Here is a 24,220-nt window from a genome sequence, read left to right on the forward strand (position 1 = left end):
AAAGCCCGCGTACCCCGGGTCTGCCGGGATACGCGGGCTTCGGTGGGTGCCTGGCGGCGCGGTGACCGTCAGTCGTTGTTCTGGCCAGGGGTCGTCTTGGCGATCTGCATCAGGAACTCGGCGTTGGACTTCGTCTGCTTCATCTTGTCCAGCAGCAGCTCGATGGCCTGCTGCTGGTCCAGCGCGTGCAGCACCCGCCGCAGCTTCCAGACGATGCCCAGCTCCTCGCCGCCGAGCAGGATCTCCTCCTTGCGGGTGCCGGACGCGTCGACGTCCACCGCGGGGAAGATGCGCTTGTCGGCGAGCTTGCGGTCGAGCTTGAGCTCCATGTTGCCGGTGCCCTTGAACTCCTCGAAGATCACCTCGTCCATCCGCGAGCCGGTCTCGACCAGCGCGGTGGCCAGGATGGTCAGCGAGCCGCCGTCCTCGATGTTGCGGGCCGCGCCGAAGAACCGCTTGGGCGGGTAGAGCGCGGTGGAGTCCACACCACCGGACAGGATGCGGCCGGAGGCCGGCGCCGCCAGGTTGTAGGCGCGGCCCAGACGGGTGATGGAGTCCAGCAGCACCACCACGTCGTGACCCAGCTCCACCAGCCGCTTGGCCCGCTCGATGGCGAGCTCGGCGACGGTGGTGTGGTCCTCGGCGGGCCGGTCGAAGGTCGAGGAGATGACCTCGCCCTTCACCGAGCGCTGCATGTCGGTGACCTCTTCGGGCCGCTCGTCGACGAGGACGACCATCAGGTGGCACTCGGGGTTGTTGGTGGTGATCGCGTTGGCGATCGCCTGCATGATCATCGTCTTGCCGGTCTTCGGCGGGGCGACGATCAGGCCGCGCTGGCCCTTGCCGATCGGCGAGACCAGGTCGATGATCCGCGTGGTCAGCACGCCCGGGTCGCTCTCCAGCCGGAGCCGGTCCTGCGGGTAGAGCGGGGTGAGCTTGTTGAACTCCGGCCGGCCGCGGCCGGAGTCGGCGCCCATGCCGTTGGCGGAGTCCAGGCGGACCAGCGCGTTGAACTTCTCGCGGCGCTCGCCGTCCTTGGGCTGGCGCACCGCGCCGGTGACGTGGTCGCCCTTGCGCAGGCCGTTCTTGCGGACCTGGGCGAGCGAGACGTACACGTCGTTGGGGCCCGGCAGGTAGCCGGAGGTGCGGATGAACGCGTAGTTGTCGAGGATGTCGAGGATGCCGGCGACGGGGATCAGCACGTCGTCGTCGGCGACCTGCGGCTCGCCGCCGCCGAAGTCGTCACGGCCCCGGCCGCGGCCCCGGCGGTCGCGGTAGCGGCCGCGCCGCCGGCCGCGGCCCTCGCCGAACTCGTCGTCGTCCTGCTGCGCGCCCTGCTGGCCCTGCTGCTGGCCCTGGCCCTGCTGGCCGCCCTGCTGCTGCCGCTCGCGGCGGCTCGCCGGCTGGCCCTGGGACTGGCCCTGCTGGCCGTCCCCGCCGTCCTCGCCGCGGTTGCGCTGGCGGTCGCGCTGGCGCTCCCGGCGGTCGCCGCGCTGGCCGCGGCGGCCGTCCTGGCCGCCCTGCTGGCCGTCGCCGCCGCCCTGGCGGCCCGCGGCCTCGCCCTTGGCCTCGCGGCCGTCCTTCGCCTCCGCGCGGCCCTCGGCGGTGTCGGCGGCCGCCTCCGCGGTCCGCTCGGCGGCCTGGCCGACCGCGGCCTTCGCCTTCTCCCCGGCCGGCTGGCCCGGGATCTCGATCTGCTGCTGCTTCGCCGGGGCCTCGGTCGCGGTGGCGGTGCCGTTGCTCGACGCGGTGGCCGAGGGGCCGCCCGCCGGGGCGATCGGCTCGGCCTGCTCCAGGCGGGCCCGCGAGGTCGCGCGGCGCTTGGGCTTGTCGGCAGCGGCGCCGTCGGCGGCCGGCGCGGCCGGGGCGGAGCCGCCGGCCTGACGCTCGCGGATCGTCTCGATCAGCTGGCCCTTGCGCATCCGGGCGGTGCCCTTGATGCCCAGGCCCGCGGCGACCTGCTGGAGCTCGGCCAGGACCATGCCCTCCAGGCCGGTACCGGACCGCCGCCGCCGTGCGGGGGCCGTGGCAGCACCGTTGGCAGGCGCGGCGGCTTCGGACGCGGCGACAGTGTTGTCTGCGCGCACGCCCATCAGATCGGTGGTGTCGCTCACGAAGGGTCCTTCCCTGGAGCGGGCGTCGGCCTGAGTGGCTCGGCGACCGGTCGTGCTGTCCGGACTCGGCGTTCCCGCTGTTCGAATCCGGGGCGGTGGTCCGCCTGTCGGCGGCAGAAATACATACGTGCTCTCGGCACGGGGGAGAATCTCGTACCGAATCCGGAGCGTGCTCGACACTGCCGGACAGATCACCCGGCCCATGGCCGGACGTGCTGCCTACGCGGTGTGGGAGGCTCCCGGAAGAAGTGCGGTCCCACGGCGGGGACACAGCCCATCGCGCCCAGTGGGCGACGAATGCTGGCTTGAGGTTAACACTACCCGGTCCACCACATATTCCCCCTCTCCTCGACCGGCAATCGTGTCACTGCCCACCTGCGAGGGGCAGGACACTCGCCCCGGCGGCGTCCAGGGCGAGGCGGTTGGCCGCCCAGCCCTCGCCCGCGAGCCGGGAGACCTTGTCCGCGGCGCCGTCCTCGGTCAGCGCCAGGACCGTCGGGCCGGCACCCGACACGACAGCAGGGACGCCCTCCGCGCGTAGACGGTTCACCAGAGCCAGCGTCGCGGGCATCGCGGCGGCGCGGTACTCCTGGTGCAGCCGGTCCTCGGTGGCCGGCAGCAGCAGCTCGGGACGCCTGGTCAGCGCCTCGACCAGCAGCGCGGCCCGGCCGGCGTTGGCGGCGGCGTCCACATGGGGGACGGTGCGCGGCAGCAGGCCGCGGGCCGTCTCGGTGAGCACCGGCACGCCGGGCACGAAAACCACCGGAACCAGCGACGGGGCCGGGTCCATCCGGACCGCCCGCGCGGCGCCGCCCTCGGTCCAGGCGACGGTGAACCCGCCCATCAGGCACGCGGCGACGTTGTCGGGGTGGCCCTCGATCTCGGTGGCCAGCTCCAGCAGCGCGGTGTCGTCGAGCTGGGCGGGCCCGCCTATGGTGACCGCGCGGGCGGCGATGATGCCCGCGCAGATGGCGGCGGAGGAGGAGCCGAGGCCGCGGCCGTGCGGGATGCGGTTGGCGCACACCACCTCCAGGCCGCGCGGCTGGCCGCCGAGCAGGTCGAACGCGGTCCGCAGCGAGCGTACGACCAGGTGTTTCTCGTCGCGGGCCAGCGTGTCCGCGCCCTCGCCGGCGATGTCCACGTGCAGCCCGGCGTCGGCCACCCGGACCACCACGTCGTCGTACAGCCCGAGGGCGAGGCCGAAGGCGTCGAATCCGGGGCCGAGGTTCGCGCTGGTCGCGGGGACGCGCACTCGTACTGCGGCGGCGCGGAACGCGGGACCGGCCATCGTTCGACGAATCTCCTTGCTGCGGGTCGCCCTGCGGGCGCGGCTCCGTTGCCGGGCGGCGGGGCGGGGAGTGGCGGTGCGGGGGCACCAGCCGGATGTCGGCGCGCTCGCGCGCCGCTGAGGTAAGCGTATCGAAACAAGGTTCCCCCGCGACATAGGGCGCACGTACCGCGCGCGAAGCGTGTCGCGCTCGCGGCCGTGCGCCCCCGGGATCACCTCGCCCCGCGTTCCGCCGGCACCCCCTCCCGCCTGGGCGGGGAGCCCTTTTCACCCAACGGTTCCGGCCCGGCGGCACGGGCGCGCACCGGGCTGCCCCCGGCCGGTGTCGAAGCGCGGCACCCCGCCGATTGCACGCGGTTCCTCCCCCGGGCTTCGCCCCGGCGGCGCCCACGGCGCCCCTGGGGCGAACCCTGTCCGTTCAGGCGGTGCCCTTGCTGCTCAGGGTCCGCTCAGGCCAGGCCGAGGTGCTGGGCAGCGGCGTCCGCGTCGACGGGGACCGTGGTGGGGCGCGGGGCGCCCGCGACGGCCCAGTCCGGGTCCTTCAGGCCGTTGCCGGTCACCGTGCAGACGATCCGCTGGCCCGGGTCGACCAGGCCGGCGTCCGCCGCCTTGAGCAGGCCCGCGACCGACGCCGCGGAGGCCGGCTCCACGAAGACGCCCTCACGGGCCGCCAGCAGCCGGTAGGCGGCGAGGATCTGGCGGTCCGTCACCGCGTCGATGAGCCCGCCGGACTCGTCGCGCGCCTGCTCGGCGAACCGCCAGGACGCCGGGTTGCCGATCCGGATGGCGGTGGCGATGGTCTGCGGCTCGCGCACCGGCGCCCCGTTGACGATCGGCGCCGAGCCGGCCGCCTGGAAGCCCCACATCCGCGGGGTGCCCTCGGCCATGCCGTCGGCGGCGTACTCGCGGTAGCCCTTCCAGTACGCCGTGATGTTGCCCGCGTTGCCCACCGGCAGCACGTGCACGTCCGGCGCCGCGCCGAGGGCGTCCACCACCTCGAAGGCGGCCGTCTTCTGGCCCTCGATCCGCACCGGGTTCACCGAGTTGACCAGCGCCACCGGGTACTTCTCGCTGAGCCCGCGGGCGAGGTCGAGGCAGTCGTCGAAGTTGCCGTCGACCTGCAGGATGCGGCTGCCGTGCACCAGCGCCTGGCCCATCTTGCCCAGCGCGATCTTGCCCTGCGGCACCAGCACCGCGCACACCATCCCGGCCCGCACCGCGTAGGCGGCGGCCGAGGCCGAGGTGTTGCCGGTGGAGGCGCAGATGACCGCCTGGGCGCCCTCCTCCTTGGCCTTGGAGATCGCCATGGTCATCCCGCGGTCCTTGAAGGACCCGGTGGGGTTGGCCCCCTCGACCTTCAGGTAGACGTCGCAGCCGGTGCGCTCGGAGAGCAGCTGGGCCGGCACGAGCGGGGTGCCACCCTCCAGCAGGGAGACCACCGGGGTGCTCGCGGTGACCGGCAGCCGGTCCCGGTACTCCTCGATGACCCCGCGCCACTGGTGGGTGCCGGACATTCGGGGCTGGTCGATGGTTGCGTTCATAGCGGGTTACTCCCCTTCCACGCGCATGATGCTGGCCACGCCGCGTACGGTGTCGAGCTTCCGCAGGCTGGACACGGTCGCCGAGAGCGCGGCGTCCTGCGCGCGGTGGGTGACGACGACGAGCGATGCCTCGCCGCCCTCCCGTCGCCCGCCACCGGCGCCCTGCTCGACGGCTCCTTCGTCGCCGCCGCCCTGGTTCCTGCTCTGCTGCCGCACCGTGTCGATGGACACGCCGTGCTCGGCGAACACCGTGGCGACCTGGGCCAGGACGCCGGGCTTGTCCGCCACGTCGAGGCTGATGTGGTAGCGGGTGACCACATCCCCCATCGGGCTCACCGGCAGCTGCGCGTACGCGGACTCGCCGGCTCCGGTGGTCGCCGCGAGCTTGTTGCGGCAGGCGGCCACCAGGTCGCCGAGGACGGCGGAGGCGGTGGGTGCACCGCCGGCGCCGCGACCGTAGAACATCAGCCGGCCGGCCGCCTCCGCCTCCACGAACACCGCGTTGTACGCCTCGCGGACCGAGGCGAGCGGGTGGCTGAGCGGGATCATCGCCGGGTGGACCCGGGCGGTGACCGAACGGCCGTCGGCACTGCGCTCGCAGATCGCGAGCATCTTGACGATACAGCCCATCTTGCGCGCCGAGGCGATGTCGCCCGCGGTGACCTCGGTGAGGCCCTCGCGGTGCACGTCGTCGATGGTGACGCGGGTGTGGAAGGCGATCCCGGCGAGGATCGCGGCCTTCGCGGCGGCGTCGAAGCCCTCCACGTCGGCGGTCGGGTCGGCCTCGGCGTAGCCGAGCGCGGTGGCCTCGTCCAGGGCCTCGCTGTAGCCGGCGCCGGTGGAGTCCATCTTGTCGAGGATGAAGTTGGTGGTGCCGTTGACGATGCCGAGCACCCGGTTCACCTTGTCGCCGGCGAGCGACTCGCGCAGCGGGCGGATCAGCGGGATGGCGCCGGCGACCGCGGCCTCGTAGTAGAGGTCGACGCCGTTCTCGACCGCGCGGGCGTGCAGATTGGCGCCGTCGGCGGCCAGCAGCGCCTTGTTCGCCGACACCACCGAGGCGCCGTGCTCGAAGGCGGTGGTGATCAGGGTGCGCACCGGCTCGATGCCGCCGATGACCTCGACGACGACGTCGATGTCGCCGCGTTTGACCAGCGCGGTGGCGTCCGTGGTGAGCAGTTCCGCGGGCACGCCCTCGCGTACCCGGTGAGGCCGCCGCACGGCGATCCCGGCCAGCTCCACCGGGGCGCCGATCCGCGCGGCGAGGTCGTCCGCCTGCGTCGTGAGGATGCGCGTGACCTCGGAGCCGACCACACCGCAGCCCAGCAGCGCCACTTTCAGCGGACGCGTACGCATCATCCGACCTCGCCTCTCGTACAGCCCCGTACGGCCGGGTCCTGTCGTCACCCGGGCCCGCCCCTCCCCCGCGGTGGGGTTCGGAGGAGTCCAGTCTCACGCACCGGACGGGCAAAGCCACCACCTGTCCGGATTGCGAGACCGGACGCGGACAGCGGGGTTTTTGCCGTCCGCCCGCCATTCCTCCGGCGTTTCGGGTCAGCCGACGTCCAGACGCAGCAGATCCTCTTCCGTCTCGCGGCGGACGATCACCCTCGCCCGCCCGTCCGCCACGGCCACCACCGGCGGCCGCAGCGCGTGGTTGTAGTTGCTCGCCATCGAGCGGCAGTACGCGCCCGTGGCCGGCACGGCGAGCAGGTCGCCGGGGGCGGTGTCGGCCGGCAGGAAGGCGTCCTTGACCACGATGTCGCCGCTCTCGCAGTGCTTGCCGACCACCCGCACCAGCATCGGCTCGGCGTCGCTGGCCCGCGAGACCAGCGAGACGCTGTACTCGGCGTCGTAGAGCGCGGTGCGGATGTTGTCGGACATGCCGCCGTCCACACTCACGTAGGTGCGCAGGCCCTCCAGCGGCTTGACGGTGCCGACCTCGTAGAGGGTGAAGGCGGTGGGGCCGACGATGGCCCGGCCGGGCTCCACCGACAGCCGCGGCGGGGTGAGCCGGGCGGCGTCGCACTCGCGGGCGACGATCTCGCCGAGCGCCTTGGCGATCTCGTGCGGCTCGCGCGGGTCGTCGTCGGTGGTGTAGGCGATGCCGAGGCCGCCGCCGAGGTCGATCTCGGGCAGCTCCACGCCGTGCTCGTCGCGGATCTCGCCGAGCAGCGAGACCACCCGGCGGGCCGCCACCTCGAAGCCGGCCATGTCGAAGATCTGGGAGCCGATGTGGCTGTGGATGCCGGCCAGTTCCAGGCTGTCCAGCATCAGCACCCGGCGCACCGCCTCGGCGGCCTGCCCGTCGGCGAGCGACAGCCCGAACTTCTGGTCCTCGTGGGCAGTGGCGATGAACTCGTGGGTGTGCGCCTCGACACCGACGGTGACGCGGATCTGCACCCGCTGGCGCACCCCGTGCTCGGCGGCCACGGCCGCGACCCGGGCGATCTCCTGGAAGGAGTCCAGCACGATCCGGCCCACGCCGGCGGTCACCGCGCGCTCGATCTCGGCGGTGCTCTTGTTGTTGCCGTGCAGCGCGATCCGCTCGGCGGGCATCCCGGCGTCCAGCGCGACGGCCAGCTCGGTGCCGGAGCACACGTCGAGGTTGAGCCCTTCCTCGGTGAGCCAGCGCACCACCGCGCGGGACAGGAACGCCTTGCCGGCGTAGAAGACGTCGGCCCCCTGCCCGAAGGCGGCCCGCCAGGCCCGGCAGCGGGCCCGGAAGTCGGCCTCGTCCAGGATGTAGGCGGGGGTGCCGAACTCCGCGGCCAGGTCGCGCACGTCCAGGCCGCCGACCTCGGCCGCGCCGTCGTCGTTGCGGGTGACGGTACGGGACCACACGCGCGGGTCGAGGGTGTTCAGGTCCTCCGGCGGGCCGGCGTAGTGCCCTTCGGGCAGCACGTCGGCGTGGCGGGGTCCTGCGGGGTGTGCGGAGCGGCTCACTGGCGGTTCCTCGTTTTCCGGGGCTTCTGGTTCTGTTCGGGGGCGTGCCGGGGACTCGGCGGGGGTGTGGTGTTGTGGTGCTCGGCGACGGGCCGCGCGGTGGCGTGGCCTGCGGCCGGCCGTGGACGGGCGGTGGCGGGCCGGTCAGATCCGCTCGGGGGCCGCGATGCCCAGCAGGGCAAGGCCGTCGGCGAGCACGACGGCCGCCGCGTCGGCGAGGCGGATGCGGGCCGCGTGGACGGCCGAGGGTTTCTCGTCGCCCTTGGGCAGCGGGTGGCACTCGTCGTGGAACCGCGCGAAGGCGTCGGCGAGCCGCTCCAGGTGCCGGGCGACCCGGTCGGGCGCGCGGCGGCGCGCGGCGCTCTCCACGACACGCGGGAAGTCGGCGACGAGCCCGAGCAGTTCGGTCTCGGCGGGGTGGTACGCCGGCGGCGCCGTCGCCCCGCGCCTGCGCGCGCCGGGCGGGGGGAGCGTCAGGACGGCGGCGGTCCCTTCGGTGGTCCCTGCGGCGGTCCCTGCGGGCGGCTGGGGGGTGCTGTCGGGCGCGGGCGCGCCGGCGGCTGGGGGCGCGGCTGCGGTGCTGGGCGAGGTGGTCCCGGTGTTGCTCGCGGTGCCGTCCTGCCGGGTCTCCCGGCCGTTGCTCACGGTGCCGCCCGGCAGGGTGTCCACGCCGGTGCCGTTCTGCGAGGCGTCGCGGCCGCCGCCCACGGTGCCGTTCTGCGGGGTGTCGCGCGGGTCGGGGATGTCGGCGTCGACGTCCACGCCGAGTTCGCGCGCCGCCTGCACCAGGGCGATGGCCCTTGCGTGGGCGTACTGGACGCGGAAGAAGGGGTTGGCTTCGCGTCGGGCGAGCAGGGCGGCGCGGTCGGCGGCGGTGGCGATGCGGGGGGTGTCCTCGGCCGGGGGGCGGAGGAGGGCCCAGCGGGTCGCGGGCTCGCCGAGGAGGCGGAGGAGGTTGGGGTAGGTGCCCTCGTACGGCGGTGGCGTTCGAGTGTGGGGCGGGGTGCTGGCCCCGTACGGCGGTGCCGTTGGGCTTTCGGGCGGGGTGGTGCCCTCGTACAAGGGTGCCGCCGAGACGTTGGGCGGGGTGCTGGCCCCGTACAAGGGTGCCGCTGAGACGTTGGGCGGGGTGGTGCCCTCGTACAAGGGTGCCCTTGAGCTTTCGGGCGGGGTGCTGGCCTCGGACAATGGGGCCCTTGGGCCCTCCGGCCTGGTGCCCTCGTACGGCGGTGGCGTTGGGCCTTCGGGCGGGGTGGCGGTCGGGTCGGTGGGGGCCGGTACGGCGTAGGGCTCGGTGTCGGTCAGGACGGGCTCGGCGACGGTGAGGACCTCGGGCGGGGTCCCCGCGGGAGCGGGTGCGGCGCCGGCCGCTCGCAGCAGGCGGTTGACCACTTCGGCGACGAGTACCCCGCGTACGGGCTCCCCGTCCTGCGCGACGACGGTCACCTTCTCGTCGTCCATCGCGTCGCTGCGCCCGTACGACCAGCGCGCGGCCCGCACCTGCCGGACCACCTCGCTGTTGGCGAGCGTGCTGAGCGTGATGTTCAGGAACCCGGCCCCGGCGATCTCCACGCCGGCGATCCCAGGCTCCCGGGTGAGCCGCCGCCGCAGGATCTCGGCGACCTCGTGCGGGCTGCGTCCGGCGGGCCCGGCGAGTTGCAGTGCCACGTTGGTCGCGTAGTCGCCGCGCCCGGCGCGCGCGGGCCGCTGGATCACCACGCGTTCGGGCACCTCGACCGCGAGCTCGGCCGCGTCCACGGCACGGCGCACCGTGGTGAGGACGGCACGGGAGAGCTCGGACGGTGTCACGGGGAAAAGCGTAGGCGAGCAGGGGGGTGAACGGGCGAGCGGGTTTCACCCCGTGATACGCCACCCTTCGCTGCGGCGGGTGCGCACCGCCGCCGACACGAGGACGATCTGGGCGAAGGGTGGCCCGGCAACGGCGGGACGCGGGACGGCGCGGCAGATCCGCCGGCGACCGGAGACGTAAAAAAATCCGCCGGCCCGGCGCTTTCAGGCACCCGGCGCGGCGGCCGCCTGCCCACGTGGCTGTTCCGGCGGCGGCTCGGGCGGCGGGGTGCGGCGGCAGGCGAGGCGGCGGACGGTGTCGATGAGGACGGCGGGCTCGAAGGGCTTGGCGACGTACGCGTCGACCCCGCCGGGCGCGGCCATGCCCTCGGGGAGCCCGCCGGCGCTGACCATGACGATGCCGATGCGTCGGGTGCGGGCGTCGGCGCGCAGGAGGGCGGCGGTGCGGGCGCCGTCGAGGCGGGGCATGACGACGTCGAGGGTGATGACGTCGGGCCGTACGGTGTGCACGATCTCCAGGCACTCGGCACCGTCGGCCGCGGTCACGACCTCGAAGCCCTCCAGCTCGAGGTTGACCCTGATCAGCTGCCGGATCACCTTGTTGTCGTCGACAACCAGCACCCGGCCGGGGGCGCCCTGCACACCCGAAATCCTAGGCGTCCGCCTCGCAATGCGTCCGCGTTTTGCCCATTTCTTCCCCGCCACGGGTGAACCCGCGCCTCCCTCGCCCCACCGCGGCCCCACCGCCGCCCGGCCCCCGTGAGCCCCGTGGCCCCCACCGGGCCGCCCCCGCTCCCCCGGCGCCCCCGCGAAACCCCGTACCCGACCCCCCTCCCCGACCTGCTAGTGTTCTTCCCGTCGCCCCCGTAGCTCAGGGGATAGAGCAACGGCCTCCGGAGCCGTGTGCGCAGGTTCGAATCCTGCCGGGGGCACATCTGTCGGGTATCGGCATGGCCTCCTCTTGACGAGGGGGTTTACTGCCATTTTTGAAGAGTGCCGCCGCCCCGCTTCGGAGGTCCCCTTGAGTGCAGAACTCGACGGACCCTACGGCCCTCTGATCCCCCTGCCCGAACTCACCCCTGACGGACTCCGTGCCGCAGTGGCGAAGATCGCGCCCAGCAAGATCCCCACCCTCACCCAGCACCTCTTCGAGGCCACCACCAACGCCCAGCAGACCTCGAGCATTGCTCCCCTGCGCGCCTTCGTGCACTCCTGGGCTGTCTTCGTCGCGATCGAGCGCCACCCGGCGCTGGCCTCCCGACTCCACGAGCTGGAACGCCTCATCGACGCGGGCGAAGCCGACCCGACGGAGGCCATCGCCGAGATCCGCCGCATCCGCGACAAGGCCGAGGCCGAGACCGGCCTGTGAGCGACTGGACCTGGGACTACAACCCGAGCGCGGAATACCTGACCGATGGGCTCCCACCCGGAGTGATCGCAGAGGTCGAGCGCCTCGCCACGGAACTCGCGGCGCTCGGCGCCGACTCCGTCCGGGTGGGCCGCCCCCTCGACCGCGAGGGCGGACTCCGCGAATTCGACATCCTCAACGGCCGGGGCTTCATCTCCTTCCTCGCGGTCCCCCGCCATGAATGCGTCTACGTCTGCAACATCACCTTCTACGGCTGAGCCCCGCCACCAGCCGACCCCACGGCGCACACGAAGTCCATGTGGTCACGAAGCAGCGGCTTCAAGCGTTCCCAAGGAAATGTCGGCTGCCGGCCACCGGGCGCGTGGGCTTACGCGGACGGCGATGCCGGGCAGCGGTTCGGCACGGCCGCTCAGCTTGTTTTTTAACCAGTTCGCTGGGGTTTGGTGCCGACCTTGTGGTGGGCCGGTCGCTGGTACGGCTCACCGCCGGCGAGGACTCGTCCTACGTCGTGGCGGGGCGTGGGTCGACGGTTCTTCGAGCCGGGTGGGCGTCCGGGGCCGGGGATGGCGGGTTTCGGTGCACCGGCCGGAGAACCAGCCTTTGTGCGGAGGTTCCGGAACCCGCGCCGGACCCGGGCCGGGGTGAGCTTGTGCGGGGGAGCCAGCTTTTCCCACGGCCTGCGCAAGTCGGTGGCGAGGGGCCGGGCGAGGCGGAGTTGGGTGTGGGCGGCGATGATCAGCCAGGTCCAGCGGTCTGCGGCTGCGGAGTCGCGTAGGCGGGGTCCGGTCCAGCCGAGGGTGTGCTCGATGTCGAATCTTCGGAGGAACGCCTGCCAGCACCGGTCGATGTCGGCGGGGGCGGCGCCGGTGCGCGACCACCACAGCCAGACCGGTTTGTTCACCCCGCCGGACGGCAGGTGTTCGACGGCCAGGCGGATGACGGTGCCCTCGATGACCGGCAGCGGGCCTTCGTGATCGAGCCACGCGGCCCGCTGGGTCAGCCCGGGGATGCAGCCGGTCCCACACCTGAGCGGTGGCCTTGCCGTAGAGAAGGGGTGTCGGTAACTGTGACGGCCTGCTCCTCGCCCCAGGTGGAGGGGTCACCGAAGACGAGCTTCCCCGCCGTGCTTGGGCGGCCGGCCTCCGGCCGGGTTCGCCGCGGCGAACTCCGAGCGGCTGGGTGCCGGGCGGGGCATCACCCGGTTCGACCGGGTCCGGCCCAGGACCTCGACCGGCAGGTCGGACAGCAGGTGGGAGATGCGCGGGGCGTCGTAACCGGCGTCCAGCACGATCAGGATGTCCGGATCACCGGCGGACCAACTGGCCTGAGGCGACGAGCCGTTCGACCACCTCGCAGACCTGGCGGGCGGTGACCGCGGCAGGGTCCGCGCCGGGGGCCAACCGGATCGCGTCCAAGAACGCCGACCAGGAGGTGCGGCCGGTCTCCAGCGCGACGACGACCGAGTACGGCCAGCCGGGCATCATCTGGTGCTTCGCGCTGCCGCGGCCGTAGGTGTGACAGAACAAACGATCCGGCACGGTCCCGGCGTCCGGGCGAAGCCACGGCGAGACGTCCGCCGCCAGGACCAGCTGGCCGTCCGCAGCGCGGGGTAGCGGCACCTCGGCCAGGACCCGCCACAGCCGGGCGACGTCGACCCGTCCGCGATTGAGACCGGCGTAGGGGGAGCCGTGACCCCGACGGTGCTCGGGCGCCGGCGCGAGGTCGACCAGGGACCGCACCGGCCCGTCGGTGCACAGTACGGCGTCGGTCAGCTCGAACAACGCGTCCGCGCGGGCGGTCAGGCAGTCGTAGAAGTCGGTCCGGAACCGGGATAACACGGTCAGGGACTCGACGCGGACAACGTCGTGCAACAGACTCACCCTCGCGGCCTTGGCATGATCAACAGCGTCTCAACAACGCACATGCTCACACCAAGGCCGCACCACTGTCGCACCACCCCTCGCAGGCCAATCGACCCTCAACGCGCCTTCCTGACACGGTCGTTAAAAACAAGCTCAGAGACACTCTCAGGAACCAGCAGCTGCGACGATCGGCACCCATAGACCAATCATTCCGGAGCTCACCCCAGCGCTACACGAGACATCGTCTAACGTCCTCGCAGAAGCAATTCAGCCTCATCCAGATGGCCAGAAAGTCGGCCAGCTTCCCTGATTTGCTCAACCGTCATTGAACTGGCCAATTCAAGCGCATCATGAATTCCGTCCCCATTTCCGCGATCGAGCGGAGTCAAAAACCAGCGTACCGCCTGCACTGGATCAATGGGAGTTCCGATTCCATCTCGATAACGTCGCGCCGCTACGAGCATCGCCGGAACGTGCGACGACTTAGCTGCCCTTAGGTACCACTGCAACGAGTCATCATCCAGACCCTTTTTTGCACATTGGTCCCCCAGTACAGCACACGCTTCAGGAATTCCGAGGTCTCCAGCCACCTGTAGCCACTTTGCGAATTCACGAAAGCTCTTCCCGGTTCCATACCCGCGATAAAAATTAACCGCAAGGTTAAAGGCCGCATACCCATCCCCCGCCTCAGCGGCAGCACGGTAGAGTTCATTGGCCCTACCTGGATTAAGAGCGACACCTATACCGCCAGCGAGCACGAACCCGAGTTCCCGCATCCCTTCGATGACATCTGCCTCAGCAGCGGTCTCGAGCAACGAGACCGCTAGAGAGAGATCTTCGCCACGCTCCAGAAGCAGGCCGGCGACCAAAACCTTCGCGTCGAGGTTTCCCTGGTCAGCTAGATGTTCCAGTTGAGGCCGAAGACCCCGGGCCTTGTCGCGGCCCTCCATCGAACCCCTGCGCTTGGCATGGAAGTACCAGTTTCCTGCAGAGATGAGATCTCCGGCTTCCGCAGCCTGGTCGCCGCGTTCCAGAAGCTCCCGATCAGGGACTCCCTCCGGGAAGACACGCCAACTCGGTACTGCTATGCCCACGGAAATCTCCTCATGCTCAGCGCCATAGTGGCCTGCTGGCCGGTGGAGGTGACCCTACCGTACGGGAAACCGCCACCAATCGACAATCCCTCGCTCCTATCTCATCCAAAACTGGATAATCATATGCCATCCATGACCCATCTGGCGCAAATACATTTATAGATGTCGGTTCGGATGCCTAAAGAGGGGCGCCTAGCTGAGCGGCTCTGCCCTGGAACCAGCACACGAGGTTATCACACATATTTCGACTCACTGAAATCGAGCCGCCCGGGCGCAAGGTCGATGCTTGCTTCTCAGCGTGCGAAATATAGTAGGCTCCACCCCATCCAGAGTTATCGAAGAAGAATGGCATCCGATCAGTCGGCATCGCCGCATACACCTGCTCGGGCAGCGCCCGTTCATAGCCGTCGGGAATATCGGTGGCGAACCCACTGACCGCTTGGATATCTCCAGCCTCCGCAGCGGTCTTACTTGCCAGATCTACTGACGCGGCAAAATGGATATTTACCGAATGAGGCACTGCTCGAAGTGCCGCCGCCGTCGGGCATTCCGTGTTATGAATCCGAATTGGTGTGCCGCCCACCACAACATAGTAGGTGTGCTCGCCGGGCGGGCGTCACCTGCATTTTCGGTGGTCAGCGAATTCCAGCCTGTCCGTGGATGTGCGTGGAGGTGCCGGGCTGTGCGCCCGTGTTGCCGTCCGCGTCGCCGTCAGACGGCTGCGTGCGTGAGGGCGGCAGGGTTAGCTTTGGCTGGTGTCCAGCCCGGGTTGGGGTCGGGCATCAGAGGCCCCACCGGAAACACATCCGGTGGGGCCTCTGCGTGGCCATTACTTGGGGTGCTATTGCCGGGTTGCCGACTCTGCAAACGAACTCCATGACTGCATCTCGGCCTTCATTTGACTCGGAGTGTAGAGCGCCGATTCGCCAGCTCGAACCCAGCGGTCCCACACTCCATCTCTTTGAATGAATTCCGCAGAATAGTTTGTCTTAAGATTCTCATCCAAGACGAGCAATGCACCCAATGCCCACGGCTGATCAGCACGCAGATCAAGCCGCCCGAGGGAACGATCCAGATGGCGAGCGAGAGTGTCCGCATCAACCATCGACCCGAATCGCATAAGGGCGAAGCAGTGGCCTTTTCCTGCATGCCGATCGGCTTGCTCTAGCAATAGTCTAGAGATTACGTCGCGGACCTCCACCCTCATACCAAAGCCTGCAAGCCAGGCCCCGGTGAGACGCTCCCTCCAGTCTCCGCTGAACAGCTCGCGCAAGTCGGCGAGCGTAATCTCTCGCGAGTCAACTGCCATCCGCTCACCAAATGCCTGAAGTTCAGCCTCAGGCAGGCGCATGAAGTTTCCGCCAAGGAGCCGCTTGTACCTCCGACCAGCTAGGGCATACCGCCCGAACACGTCGGTGCGCCCAGGCATCGCCCCATCACTCTCAGCGGTCACGTGTCACCTCGTTCCAGTCGTCCAGTACCTTACGGCCCCACCAAGCCGCACCTCATGGCCTGGAGAAGGGACCACCATTACAACTCACCTCACATCCATCAACCGTACCCCAAACTTGAATCTCAAGTTCATCAAGACCGCGCTGCCCGGCAACGATCATTCGATCTTCGGCAATAGATGCCATTGGGATACGCAAGACCAGATTTGGCCTAGCCCCGAATCCGCTGTCCATTGAGAATTCTTGGGCCGTTTCCAAATCGGGAGACCAAGAAGTCATTTCACTTGCAGTGTCATCACCACTATGAGCAACAGGGTCTCCATGTCCACCTCGCGGGACTGCACTTCCCGACGCTGCTTCGTCATAGTGCCAGTGGTCGTGAGTTACACCTCGGTAAAGATAAGTTCCATCTGTTCCAGTCAATTCCTGGGCACTGTGCACGACATCAGCAGGGGTGGGGTTGTCCGGCCCCAAGCCCGATGTATCGAAGTTCGGGCATCCCCCATTCGTGTTGTGGACCAGGACCGCCACGCCGCCCGCCACAACATAGTACGTGTGCAGTTGCTGGACGGTGAGGTTCCAGCGGTTGGCGGTGCCGGGGGTGGCGTGGGTGCTGAGGACGGTGGCGTGGGTGTCGGTGGCGGTGTTGAGGGCGTCGCCGGGCTTGAGTTCGCCGGCGGGGACCCAGGTGTGGGTGGTGTCGTCCCAGAAGGGGTGGTTGGACGTGGTGTGAAGGGTGGCGGCCTTGCCGTCGCTGCCCTCGATCGTTACGTCGAGGAGGTCCTTGTCGTGGTTGATCCAGACCGCCTGGACCTCGCGAGGGCCCTTGTGCTTGCCGGTTGTCGGGTCCGCGGACTCGACCTCGTCGCCCTTCTTGATCTTCCCGATCGGCTTCGTCTTACCTTTGGTCAGCAGAACGGGTGTGTCGGGAGAAAAGCTGCACCCGCGCGTGGCGGTAGGCGTTTTAGTGCCAGCCGTACCCTTTCCGCCACTCTCCTCCTCGTCATCACTGGCGGCCCGTTCGGAGGAGCTTGGCGCCGCCTTCGAACCTGAGCTATGTCTATCGTCGGCGCCTGAAGGGTGTGCCTCGGGCTCGGGCTTCGGCTTTGCTGCTGTTCCGGTATCTGGATCGCTCGGCTCTGTGCTCTCGGTGCGGAAGTAGGGATTTCCGGCTTCCGCCTCAGTGGCACCGGCACCGCTGTAGGAAAGTCCGTCCCCGGGTTCGACCTGCTTCAGGATTCCATCGGGAACTTCTGGTGCGGGCGGCTCGATTGCTTCCGGATCAAGTGGAGCGATTGGGTCAGGAGCCGGCGGTACGACCACTCCTCCGCTGCGATAGCCGTTACCCTCTCCCCCTGCGTCACCCTCTCCGCCAGGCACGCCGCCTACTTCGCTGAGTTCACCACCTCCGCCGCAGTAACAGAGGATGGGCTCTGAAGTACCGCTGCCACCCGCATCTCCACCGCCACCGCCGCCGGACAGGCCGCCGCCCACTGCGGTGCCGCCACCGCCTGTGGGATTGGGACTGTCGCCTATGGGCATCAGCCCGCTGGGGTCGCTTCCGCTGGCGGGGTTGTCGCCGGCGTAGGTGTAGCCGCCCATCTGGTTGGGGTCGCCCGCTTCGAAGACGGGATCCGGAGTCAGGAACCGACCGGTGACGGGGTCGTAGTTGCGGGCGCCGAGCAGGTCCAACCCGGAGGAAGAGTCGGTGGGCTGGCCGAGGTAGCCGTGATTCTCATCGGGCGCCACCCAGGTGGCGGGCTTGGTACCGCGGGGGTTGCCGTAGGGGTCGTAGTAGCGGCGGGTCACGGCCAGGGTGGAGGCATTGATCGCGGTGGTGGCTGTGCCTTGGAGGTTCGCCAACTGGTAGGTGACGGTGCCCGTACTGGAGCGGGTGATGGTGGTGCCGTCCGGGCCGGTGTAGTTCCGCAAGGCCGTGCAGGTCTTGGCGGTGACATTCAGAGTGATCTGCTCGGCGCCGCCGAAGAGGTACAGGATGCGGGTTTTGTCGACCCCGTCGACCGACGACGTCTGCTCCAGGAGGTTGCCGTCGGCGTCGTAAAGGTACCTGCTGACATTCGTGCTCGTGCCCGACGGCGTCGAGACGGATGCGGTGCGGCCCTCGGTGTCGTAGGTGAGGGTCTGGGTCTGTCCCGGCGGCAGCGCGTTCGTGCCGGTGCCGATCGTCGTCCATGTCTGGCCGGCACTACCGCACGTGGCCAGGGTCAGTGTGGTGCGCAGGGTGGCCGAGGCGCCCGGATCGGTCACGCACATCGTGTTGTTCGCGACGCTGACGATCGTGCCCGAGGCGGTGACCTTCCACTTCTGCGTCGCGTCACTGCTGCAGGTGTCCAGCGTGACGACGGTGCCGGCCTTCGTGGCGTTCCCGGTGGTGTCCAGGCACATCCCGAGCACCTTGACGGTGCCGTCGGTACCGAACGCCCACTGCTGCGCGGCGGAGTTGTTGCAGGTGTAGGTACGGATGACGGCGCCGGGCGAGGTGTTGGCATTGGCGTCGTCGATGCAGTACTTGACCCCGCCGGTGAGCGCGAACCCGGTGACCAGCGGACCGGTGGTGGTCTCCTTCCGCGACACGGTGTCGCCGACGTTCGTGCCCGCCGGCACGGCGGCGGGATCGGCGTAGGACGGCGTCTGGGTGGCAGTACCGACCGTGGGGTTGCTGGTCGTCGTCGTGCCTGCCTGATTGGGCAGGGTCGCAGGCGTGGCGCCGTTGGCCCCGGCATAAGTGGTGGCCTGCGTGGTGTCGTTGAGCGCGTTGCCAGTGGTGTCGTGGTCGACCATGCCGGTGCGATCGCCGAGCAGGTCGTAGCTGTATGTCTGCCAGTACGGCGCCGGGCCACCGACGGTGGGCGCCTTGACCGGCGAGGTCGCTGTTGTCTGAACGGAGGAGGTGGTGCATCCGCCGACCGCTCCCACCGGTGCAGCTGTCGGATCGGTGATGCCGGCGGTGTCGGTCCAGGCAGCGGTCAGCCGCTGGAACGTGTCGTAGCTGAAGCACTGCGTGTCGTGCGTGGTGTTGTTCTGCAGGTCGTCGGACGCGGTGATCTCGCCGGCCTGGTTGTAACGGTAGGTGTCGACGTCGAGTGCCGTCGATGGCTGGGCCAGGGCCTTGGTCTGGATGACCCTTCCAGTGGTCTGGTCGTAGTCCGCGTAGGTCACGACCTCCTTGCCGACCGTTCCGTAGTTGGTCTGCTGGACTCGCCCGAAGGGGTCGTGGACAGTCCCGTCCAGGTAATCGGGGGTGCTGGAGGCGGAAATGGTCCCGGAGAACGAGTTGAGGAGGCCGGCAGTGGTGTATGCGTAGCCCACCTGCTCGCTCGGCAGTCCTCCGTCGGCCTGGTAGGTGACGTCCTCCAGCAGGCCGATCCCGGGCGTGTACTCGGCCGATTCGGTGTAGGTGACACTGCCGCTGCTCGGCGGGCTGGTCTGCCCGGCAGCGGGGAAGCCGTCCTCTGCCGGCACGGTCAAGGTGCTGCCGAGCGGCTGATAACGCGTGTTGTAGCCGGTGACGGCCTGTGTGTACGCCTTGCCGGAAGCGCCGCCGACATAGCGCGTGGAGGACGTCGGATAGCCCTCGGCCAGCGTGTCGTAGATGTACGACGCCTGCTCCTTGGCCGAGTCAGGCGTCGCGGACCAAGCGCCGGAGTAGGTGGCGATGACGCGGTTGTCCCAGTCGTAGGCGTAGGAGAGCACCTGTCCGCGCGGGTCGGTGGACTGGAGCAGGTTGCCCATCACGTCGTACTTGTCGTACGTGCTGGTTCCCGCATCAGGGTCGGTCTGCGACGTCTCCTGGCCCAGCAGGTTGTATGTGTACGACCAGGTGTTGCCGGCGGTGTCCTTGACCGACGAGACCTGGCCGGCCGGGGTGTAGGTGTAGTGGGTGGTGGAGTCGGCGGCCGGCACGGCGCCGGCGGTGCCCTGTGCCCACAGCGCCGTGGTGCCGTTGCTCGCGACCACGGCCACGGTGGAGTCGTTACGGACCTTGAAAGTGGCCCCCGTGGTGGCCGTCAGGCCGGTGCTCCACTTCGACGTGCCCGTCGTGGTGTACACGCCCAGATTGCCGTCGGTGCCGAACTTGGCGTAGGCGCCCGCGTTACCGGAGGTTCCGCTGTGCCAGATCTGCGCGCCGGTGGTGAGGGACGTGAGGACGAGGTCACCGTCGGCCTGCATCGTCAGGCGCACGCTGTCGCTGGTGAGCGACGTCCCGGACGGGATGAGCTGGCCGCCGGTGAGGGTGACGTCCTTCGCGGTGTTCTTGACGACCGTGCGCGTGGTCTGGCCCAGGCCGTTGGTGAAGGTCGCAGTGGAAGGGCCACCTGCCGGGGCGGTGCTGTCGGTCTCATCGGCGCCGGGATAGGAGGTGGTTGTCGACCACTGGATGACCGCGTTGTGCCACAGGGTGCTGGCCACCGAACGGCCTTGGCCGTCGTAGTCCGTGGTGGTCTCGGACGGGATCCCGTCCTCGTTCGCGGCGAACAAGGTGGACGACGGCGTCGTGCCGGGTTCGGCATAGGGGGAATACGAGACGGTCGGCCAGCCGTGGGAATCGTAGAAGGTGTCGGCCATGACACTTCCGCCACCCGCCGCCGCGTCGGTCTGCGTCTGCCGAAGCTGGAGCATCCCGTCGTAGATGGCGACTGATGTGGAGTAGCTGTTGTCGTCGCGGCGTGTCTTTGTCGTGACCGTGGTCGGGTCGCCAGGGTGGGTGATCGTGCCGCCGGGCGCCGCCACGGCGCCGGGGTCGATCGAGTAGGTGTACGTGATGTCGGCGCTCTGGGTCGCCTTGTCCCGACCGGGTAGCCAGACCGCGGTACGCCTGCCCAGAGCGTCATACGCGGTGTCGGTCTCGCGTCCGTTCGGGTCGATGCTCTTGGTCGTCACACCGCGCAGCGGATCGAACTCTGTGGTGACCTTCCACTGCTGGCTGTTGTACGTCTCCGACGTGGTCGGCGCAGTGTTACCGCCGGAACTGCTCCACGCCGGAGTGAAATCGGTGTGCGTCTTCTGTCCGGCCGCGTCCATCGCGTCCGTGACTCGCCCTGCGCCGTCGTACGCGGTGCTTGCGGTGGTCTGCCACTGCTCGGTGCCGCCCGTGTAGGAGGTGGCAGTCCGTACGGCCGTGGGCTGACCGGTCGACGAGACGGTGCCGAACGTGCCGAGGGACGTGAGCGTGCCGTTGTAATAGGTCTGAGAGTCCGAGATCAGGTTGGAGGCACTCACAGGGTCCGAACAGGGGCCGGAGTGGGAAGTGACCTGGTCCGGATAGGACAGCATCATGGTGTTGGCGGCAGGCGCGGTGGCGTACGTGGTCGCCGCGCACTTCTCCTGTGCCGCGTCGGTGACGTCACCCTGGGTGTCGACGCTGATGGGCCGGCCTTGGTCGTCGAAGGCGGTGTCGGTCCGCGACTGCCGCCACGTCCCATTGGCGAGCAGCGCGTAACCACGCGTCTCAGAGGCGGTGACTCGATGCGCCGTCAGAGCGGGCAGCGTGGACAGGGTGGGCTCGCCGGCCCCTGGGTTGTCGTCCTGGGTCCAGGACGTCCAGGCAGTCCTGTCATGGCTCGCTGTGGTGGCCATGGAGAAGGGGCCGTTCACGGTCTCGGCGTCGATGGTTCCGCCGGCCGCCTTGTACGTGTCCGTCTCCAACGGGGTACCGGCGAGCGCGTCGGAGTCGGTGACGGTCTCGACCGTGCTCCCACCGACCTTGGCGTCGACGCTGACGGACCGGCGGGTGCCGTCGGCTTTGTAGTCCCCGTCCATGCCCTGCAGGTACGTCGTCGTCTGCTGGGTTACGGGCTCCGGCGCCGCGCCGGTCTGCACGGTGACGGTGCGGAAGCCGCGGAACTGGTCCCAGGTGCGGTACTGGTCGTCCGTCAGGTCCGAATCGTCGCGGTGCCACGCCGCGGCGCCGTAACCGTAGGTCGTGACCTGCGATTCCGACCCGGCGGGAATCGTCTGCTTGGTGGGCTTGTACTGGGCCGCGATGGTGAGGTCCGACGCCACGGCCTGGTGGACCGTGACCTTGTTGAACCAGTCCTCGATCGGCTTGGACGCGCCGGGGACGGTCCAGTACACGGGGTAGCAGGAGTTGGTGTTGGAGTCCGCCATCGAATCGGACAAGGACATACCCGCGCACGGAGTCTCGTTGTAGGCGATGGCGATGGACTCGCCGGTCTCGGTCTGGATCGAGGAGATCCGAGGCCGGTACAGCGGAGGTGCGGCCGGTTCGAAGTCGTTGACCCGGTTGTCGATCTCGGTACCGGTGAACGAGATCTGGTTCAGGGAGATGTCGCTGTTGCCGTTTCCGTAGGTGTCCTTGCCGGTGTGCTGGATCGACTGGAGCCACATCACGGCCTGGAGCGAACCCGCGTCCTTAGGATCGACACTGGCCCCCGTGACCGGGTCCACCGAGCCGCCGGCGTCGGAATACACCTGACCGAGCTTGTAGCTGTCGACCGGGAGGAGCTTGTCGGTCGAGGCGTCCTTGACGTGGACCTCGGTGGTGATGGTGTCGAGCCGGGTGGTTGTCCAGAAGGTGGGTCCACCGACGATGCAGACGTCGGCGGGGACCGTGGTCGAACCATCCGGCAGCTTTGTCGTATCGGTGGAGTCGCAGTTCAAGTCGTACGGCACGTCGGGCCAGTGCGGTGCGGAGGAGTCCGTCAGGTCGCTCGCTGCACAGTCCGTGTACGACGATGTGGCCTGGCAACGCTGCGCGGAGGTGAAGTCCACCTGGGCAGAGGGCATGTGGCCGGCCTGCTCGTCGGCCAGGGTGTAGCCGTAGCTGATGGACTTCAGAGTGCCGCCGCGCGTGTACGACGTGAGTGTGCCGGTGTCGCCGGTCGCGGCCTGGCCGCCGCCCAGGTCGTAGTAGTTCTTCTCCGTGGAGTAGTCGTAGCGCTGCACGAACCCGGACGGCGAGACGACGAAGTCGAGGTTCCACCGCCAGCCCTCGGGATCGGCGCACTTGGACCCTTTGCCCTTGGCGGAGTCGTAGCACGGGTCGGACGACTGCGGATGCAGCACCGGTACGCCCCAGGCCGAGTGGGTGGAGTCGTCCGACGGGGTGCCCGACTGCATTTCACCCGCGGTGCCCGCAGCCGTCGGGCTGTGATCGGCACCGAAGTACGCCGCCGTGCCGTCGGTGGTCAGCACCCGGTAGTACAGGCCGTCCTGGAGCCCGTTCGTCGCCCCGGACAGCTCCTGCACGACCGTGCCGCCGTCACCTTGAAGCCGCCACTGCGCGACCTCACCGGCGACACTCGCATCCTTGCCGTCCGGCACCAGAACGCCCGAGTGCGATCCAAAAGAGAGCGTGGCGTTGTCCCCGCCCCAGCACTCGTCACCCGAACCCTTGAGGATCTTGTTCCCGTTGCTGTCCACCAGGGAGTTGCACGAGCGGTACGTGCGTTCGACGAAGCCCGGCTGGTAGTCCCAGCCGTCACCGATCCACGAGGACTGCGAGTTGCGGGCCGATGTCTCGCCGTCCGTGGCCTGCGAGTCGTAGGACAGCGCCACGTCCGGGGCGTTGCCGCCGACCGCGGCCGGAACATCGATCGGGTAAGAGTAGGTGAAGGCACCCGTGGCAGAGGCCTGCCAGGTGCTCGACGGGTTCAGCGAGGTGGCGGCGTAGCTGCCCTGCGAACCACTGCTGCCGGAGGTGACCGCGAGTGCGGTAGTGGCCATCGCCATGGTGCCGGTCGAACCTGCCGCGTCGCTCGACGCACCCGACGTGTTGGACTTCCCGCTTGCCGGTACCGCGCTGAGCGGAACGTCGGCCGTCAGCTCGGCGGCCCCGGCGCGGTTGGTGAAGGCAATCGGGGTGCGCTTCTGACAAGCGGCAACCGTCGGAGTCGTCAGGGCGCATCCCGGCACTTGCTGCACCTGGAGCCGGGCACCGTAGCCGCCGCCGTACGCCTTGGTCAGCGAGGAGTAGTCAATGACCACCTCCACGTGGTCCGCACTGGATTTGCCGTCGGTCCGGGTGATCCCGAGCAGCATCCCGTTGGCTCCGAGTCGCACGGCCTGCTGATGCGAGGCGAGTTGCACCCGTACGGAGGACGAGGTGGTGGCAGGGCGGCTCTTCGACTTCGTTTCCCGGGCCACCCAGACCGGCAGGGATCCGGCTCGCACCGGCTTCGCCGCTGCTGGAGCCGTGGATGTCGCCAAGGAGACGGTGGAGCTACCCGCGCCGGGCCAGGACGGCCGGCCTGCTTGATACGGCGTCAGGGCCTTGGTCGCATGCCCAGCCTGGACGACCCCAGGAGCTTTCAGGGAGTGGCGACCGGGTGACGGCGTCGCAGGCAGATCCACCGGATTCCACAGCGCCCCGTTGAAGCCCGGAGACGACGAAGAACCCTGGGCGAACGCAGCCGGCACCAGCAGTGCCGTCACGACAGCCATGACCACGGCACACGTCAGTGATCGCATCCAACTGCGCCGCCGTCGTGCCGCGAAGAAACCCCGCCCACCACTCATCGCGGTAATGCCCCCCTGGAACAGGCCCTGTGACGGGCCGTACGACCACGACCACTGATCGTGTGATCGCCGCATGGAGGCTATTGATGCCGAACATTCATTTCAATACCCTGTGTCGGCCCGGTGATCACCTCGCGCTCATCTCGCGTCACTCGTGTGTCCATTTCGTGAAGGCGTGAAGGGGGCCAGAAGCCATCGAAGCGGACAGCGAATTGATCGCGGACCGTGGCCGTACACCGTCGCAAAC

General features: G+C 69.3%; 13 protein-coding genes, 1 tRNA gene and 1 pseudogene. 3 read left to right on the forward strand and 12 right to left on the reverse strand.

Features of this window, described 5'->3' with window-relative positions:
* Window positions 1-68 precede the first annotated feature (68 nt).
* The 7 genes from rho to BLR33_RS07105 form a co-directional block, all read right to left on the reverse strand.
* Complete coding sequence (gene rho, locus BLR33_RS07075) at window positions 69-2,114, reverse strand: transcription termination factor Rho (protein ID WP_093783420.1); 2,046 nt, start codon at window positions 2,112-2,114, stop codon at window positions 69-71.
* Between the two features lie 364 nt (window positions 2,115-2,478).
* Window positions 2,479-3,402: a homoserine kinase gene (thrB, locus tag BLR33_RS07080; protein WP_093783421.1), complete on the reverse strand. Its 924-nt coding sequence runs from the start codon at window positions 3,400-3,402 to the stop codon at window positions 2,479-2,481.
* Window positions 3,403-3,851: 449 nt separating this feature from the next.
* Window positions 3,852-4,916: a threonine synthase gene (gene thrC / locus BLR33_RS07085; protein ID WP_093783776.1), complete on the reverse strand. Its 1,065-nt coding sequence runs from the start codon at window positions 4,914-4,916 to the stop codon at window positions 3,852-3,854.
* Between the two features lie 33 nt (window positions 4,917-4,949).
* Window positions 4,950-6,302 carry a homoserine dehydrogenase gene (locus BLR33_RS07090; protein WP_093783422.1) on the reverse strand — a complete coding sequence of 451 codons (1,353 nt, stop codon included), beginning with the start codon at window positions 6,300-6,302 and terminating at the stop codon, window positions 4,950-4,952.
* Window positions 6,303-6,497: 195 nt separating this feature from the next.
* Window positions 6,498-7,889: a diaminopimelate decarboxylase gene (lysA, locus tag BLR33_RS07095; RefSeq protein WP_093783423.1), complete on the reverse strand. Its 1,392-nt coding sequence runs from the start codon at window positions 7,887-7,889 to the stop codon at window positions 6,498-6,500.
* A 144-nt stretch (window positions 7,890-8,033) separates the two neighbouring features.
* The gene (gene nrtL / locus BLR33_RS36905) at window positions 8,034-9,698 is read right to left on the reverse strand and encodes an ArgS-related anticodon-binding protein NrtL (protein WP_093783424.1); all 1,665 of its coding nucleotides are present in this window, start codon (window positions 9,696-9,698) and stop codon (window positions 8,034-8,036) included.
* A 204-nt stretch (window positions 9,699-9,902) separates the two neighbouring features.
* The gene (locus tag BLR33_RS07105) at window positions 9,903-10,340 is read right to left on the reverse strand and encodes a response regulator (protein ID WP_093783425.1); all 438 of its coding nucleotides are present in this window, start codon (window positions 10,338-10,340) and stop codon (window positions 9,903-9,905) included.
* 218 nt (window positions 10,341-10,558) lie between these two features.
* Here BLR33_RS07105 and BLR33_RS07110 point away from each other — a divergent pair.
* The 3 genes from BLR33_RS07110 to BLR33_RS07120 all read left to right on the forward strand — a co-directional run bounded on the left by BLR33_RS07110 (window position 10,559) and on the right by BLR33_RS07120 (window position 11,324).
* A tRNA-Arg gene (locus BLR33_RS07110) sits at window positions 10,559-10,630 on the forward strand.
* Window positions 10,631-10,719: 89 nt separating this feature from the next.
* Window positions 10,720-11,067 carry a hypothetical protein gene (locus BLR33_RS07115; RefSeq protein WP_093783426.1) on the forward strand — a complete coding sequence of 116 codons (348 nt, stop codon included), beginning with the start codon at window positions 10,720-10,722 and terminating at the stop codon, window positions 11,065-11,067.
* Complete coding sequence (locus BLR33_RS07120) at window positions 11,064-11,324, forward strand: hypothetical protein (protein WP_093783427.1); 261 nt, start codon at window positions 11,064-11,066, stop codon at window positions 11,322-11,324. The genes BLR33_RS07115 and BLR33_RS07120 overlap by 4 nt, the downstream gene beginning before the upstream one ends.
* Before the next feature lie 164 nt (window positions 11,325-11,488).
* Here the strand turns inward: BLR33_RS07120 and BLR33_RS07125 are convergent.
* The 5 genes and pseudogenes from BLR33_RS07125 to BLR33_RS07130 all read right to left on the reverse strand — a co-directional run bounded on the left by BLR33_RS07125 (window position 11,489) and on the right by BLR33_RS07130 (window position 23,889).
* A pseudogene (locus BLR33_RS07125) lies at window positions 11,489-12,947 on the reverse strand (NF041680 family putative transposase).
* Between the two features lie 227 nt (window positions 12,948-13,174).
* Entirely contained in the window at window positions 13,175-14,023 is an 849-nt protein-coding gene (locus BLR33_RS34205; RefSeq protein WP_143031652.1) for a tetratricopeptide repeat protein, read from the reverse strand.
* Between the two features lie 178 nt (window positions 14,024-14,201).
* Window positions 14,202-14,606 carry a hypothetical protein gene (locus tag BLR33_RS34690; RefSeq protein WP_143031653.1) on the reverse strand — a complete coding sequence of 135 codons (405 nt, stop codon included), beginning with the start codon at window positions 14,604-14,606 and terminating at the stop codon, window positions 14,202-14,204.
* Window positions 14,607-14,864: 258 nt separating this feature from the next.
* Window positions 14,865-15,476 (reverse strand): DUF6000 family protein, encoded by a 612-nt coding sequence (locus BLR33_RS34695; protein WP_143031654.1) that lies wholly within the window; start codon window positions 15,474-15,476, stop codon window positions 14,865-14,867.
* A gap of 52 nt (window positions 15,477-15,528) precedes the next feature.
* Window positions 15,529-23,889, reverse strand: coding sequence for a ricin-type beta-trefoil lectin domain protein (locus BLR33_RS07130; protein ID WP_143031655.1), 8,361 nt, complete (start codon window positions 23,887-23,889; stop codon window positions 15,529-15,531).
* Window positions 23,890-24,220 lie beyond the last annotated feature (331 nt).

Source organism: Actinacidiphila guanduensis (assembly GCF_900103985.1).
GTDB lineage: Bacteria > Actinomycetota > Actinomycetes > Streptomycetales > Streptomycetaceae > Actinacidiphila > Actinacidiphila guanduensis.

Coding starts and splice junctions, on each gene's coding strand:
- BLR33_RS07090 (WP_093783422.1), bottom strand. CDS start 6,302: ATGATGCGTACGCGTCCGCTGAAAGTGGCGCTGCTGGGCTGCGGTGTG.
- thrC (WP_093783776.1), bottom strand. CDS start 4,916: ATGTCCGGCACCCACCAGTGGCGCGGGGTCATCGAGGAGTACCGGGAC.
- thrB (WP_093783421.1), bottom strand. CDS start 3,402: ATGGCCGGTCCCGCGTTCCGCGCCGCCGCAGTACGAGTGCGCGTCCCC.